Origin of the sequence: Mesorhizobium sp. M1A.F.Ca.IN.020.06.1.1, from assembly GCF_004023265.1 — a bacterium.
Taxonomy (GTDB): Bacteria; Pseudomonadota; Alphaproteobacteria; order Rhizobiales; family Rhizobiaceae; genus Mesorhizobium.
The window spans coordinates 1-2,669 of the sequence record NZ_RZSR01000841.1 but is presented as its reverse complement, the minus strand read 5'-3'; the positions used below and the strand labels follow the sequence as shown (position 1 = coordinate 2,669).

The 2,669-nt window shown below is 63.8% G+C and carries 4 protein-coding genes; all 4 read left to right on the top strand.

Features of this window, described 5'->3' with window-relative positions; genetic code table 11:
• The first annotated feature begins 2 nt into the window (after positions 1-2).
• From EOA60_RS27825 to queA, 4 genes are read left to right on the top strand one after another with little or no spacing between them, the layout of a single operon-like run.
• On the top strand, positions 3-500 hold the full coding sequence (locus EOA60_RS27825; RefSeq protein ID WP_245479183.1) for a peptidylprolyl isomerase: 498 nt from the start codon (positions 3-5) through the stop codon (positions 498-500).
• A gap of 29 nt (positions 501-529) precedes the next feature.
• On the top strand, positions 530-1,042 hold the full coding sequence (locus tag EOA60_RS27820; RefSeq protein WP_066992487.1) for a peptidylprolyl isomerase: 513 nt from the start codon (positions 530-532) through the stop codon (positions 1,040-1,042).
• An 11-nt stretch (positions 1,043-1,053) separates the two neighbouring features.
• Positions 1,054-1,503, top strand: coding sequence for a DMT family transporter (locus EOA60_RS27815; protein ID WP_095780558.1), 450 nt, complete (start codon positions 1,054-1,056; stop codon positions 1,501-1,503).
• Positions 1,503-2,591 (top strand): tRNA preQ1(34) S-adenosylmethionine ribosyltransferase-isomerase QueA, encoded by a 1,089-nt coding sequence (queA, locus tag EOA60_RS27810; RefSeq protein ID WP_095825318.1) that lies wholly within the window; start codon positions 1,503-1,505, stop codon positions 2,589-2,591. Before EOA60_RS27815 ends, queA begins: the two co-directional genes overlap by 1 nt.
• The last annotated feature ends 78 nt before the right edge of the window (positions 2,592-2,669 follow it).

Sequence of the window (2,669 nt, the reverse complement as noted above, 5' to 3'; positions counted from 1 at the left end):
CCATGATCATCACGCTGAAGGAGGGTGACGTGACCGTCGCGCTGCGTCCCGATCTCGCGCCGAAGCATGTGGCGCAGATCAAGAAGCTGGTGCGCGAGGGCGCCTATGACAATGTCGCCTTCCACCGCGTCATCGACGGCTTCATGGCCCAGACCGGCGACGTCAAGTTCGGCAACATGAAGAAGGGTTTTAATCCCGAGGCTGTCGGCACGGGCGGATCCGACCTTCCCGGTCTGCCTGCCGAGTTCTCGCAGACCGAGCAATTCACCCGTGGCGTGGTCGGCATGGCCCGCTCACAGGACCCGAACTCGGCCAATTCCCAGTTCTTCATCATGTTCGCGCCCGCGCCGAACCTCGACGGGCAGTACACCATTGTCGGCAAGGTGGAGAGCGGCATGGATCTGGTGGACAAGATCAAGAAGGGCGATGAGGCGGACAACGGCACGGTCAAGGACCCGGACCGCATGATCAAAGTTCGCATCGCTGCCGACAACAAGTAACTACTCGATTTTCAAAAGGATTTTCTGACATGGCTGAGATCAAGGACCGCGAGAACGCGCTCATCATGGAAACGACCAAGGGCGAGGTCGTCATCGAAATGTATCCGGACCTTGCGCCCGGTCACGTCGCGCGTATCAAGGAACTGGCTCGCGAGGGCGCCTATGACGGCGTGGTGTTCCACCGTGTCATCGACGGCTTCATGGCGCAGACCGGCGACGTCAAGTTCGGCAACTCCTCGAAGCCGACCTTCGCTCCGTCGCGCGCCGGCATGGGCGGCTCCGACAAGCCGGACCTCAAGGCCGAATTCTCCAACGCCAATCACGGCCGCGGCACCTGCTCGATGGCGCGGGCGCAGAACCCGAACTCGGCGAACTCGCAGTTCTTCATCTGCTTCGACGATGCCTCCTTCCTCAATCGCCAGTACACGGTCTGGGGCCAGGTTATCGAAGGCATGGAGAATGTCGACAAGATCAAGCGCGGCGAGCCGGTGCAGGATCCCGACAAGATCGTGTCGCTGAAGGTCGCGGCCGACGTCAAGTAAGGCATAGAACGATGATGGGCGCAGTCTGGTCCCTGCTCGGCATCCTGTCCGGCGCCTTCATCGCCATCCAGGCGCCGATCAACTCGCAACTGGCGCGCGGCCTCGGCCTTCCGGTCGCGGCCGCCGCTTTCTCGTTCCTGTCGGGCGCCGTCGTTCTCGGTATCATCGCGGTCGCCGTGGTGAAGCTGCAGGGCCTCTCGCTCGACTGGAAGGCGCCGGCACCCTGGCTGTTCGTCGCCGGCGGCATGCTCGGCGGATTCTACGTCACGCTCTCCACCATTCTCACGCCGCGCATCGGCGCGGCGGCGCTGATGGCCTTCCTGGTCGCCGGCCAACTGATCGCCGGCATGCTGGTCGACCGTGCCGGCTTCCTTGGTGTTGCCGTGCGCGAGGTCTCGCTTGGCCGCGTGGCCGGCGCCGTGCTGCTGCTCGTAGGAGCGCTGCTCATCCGGCTCTACTAATGCGCGTCGATCTTTTCGACTTCGACCTGCCGGAGGAGTGCATTGCGCTGCGCCCGGCGGAGCCGCGCGACAGCGCCAAGCTATTGGTGGTCAAACCGGGCGAAACGCTGCGCGACCGCACCGTCAGCGATCTGCCGTCGCTGCTGAGAGAAGGCGACGTGCTGGTATTCAACGATACCAAGGTCATTCCGGCCCAGCTGAAAGGCATCCGCAAGCGCGGCGAAGCGATGGCGCAGGTCGAGGCCACGCTGCATATGCGGCTCGCGCCGGACCGCTGGCGGGCCTTCATGCGGCCCGGCAAGCGCATCGCCGTCGGCGACCGCATTCATTTCGGCCACGACCAGAATTCCTGCTTTCTCGGCCAGCTCGACGCGACGGTGATCGAGAAAGGCGAGGCGGGCGAGGTGTTGCTCGGCTTCGACCTCTCGGGCGTCTTTCTCGACGAGGCAATGCACGCCGTAGGCCACATCCCATTGCCGCCATACATCGCCTCGAGGCGAGATGACGACGAGCGCGACCGCAGCGACTACCAGACCATCTATGCCAGGGAAGAGGGCGCGGTCGCGGCCCCCACCGCCGGCCTGCATTTCACGCCGGAGCTGTTTGCAGCGCTGGAAGCCAAGGGCATCGAGCGGCGCTTCGTCACGCTGCATGTCGGCGCCGGCACTTTTTTGCCGGTTAAGACCGACGACACCGCCGACCATAAGATGCACGCGGAAACGGGCTTGGTGAGCCAAGAAACGGCAGACGCGCTCAACGCTGCAAGGGCGCGGGGAGGGCGGCTTGTCGCCGTCGGCACGACCTCGCTGCGCCTTCTGGAAAGTGCTGCGCTTGAGGATGGCAGGATCGAGGCCTGGTCCGGGCCGACCGATATCTTCATCACCCCCGGCTACCGCTTCAAGACAGCTGACATGTTGATGACCAATTTCCATCTGCCGCGCTCGACGCTGTTCATGCTGGTCTCGGCCTTCAGCGGACTGGACGCGATGCGTTCGGCCTATGCGCATGCCATCGAGAGCCGCTACAGGTTCTACTCCTACGGGGACTCCAGCCTGCTTTATCGAGCGGAGACGAGCGATGGACGATGATCTAGAGAGAATGGACCGCGAGGCGCTCATCGCGGAAGTGACAAAGCTGCGCGCCGGTATCCGCGCGCAGCTTTGTCA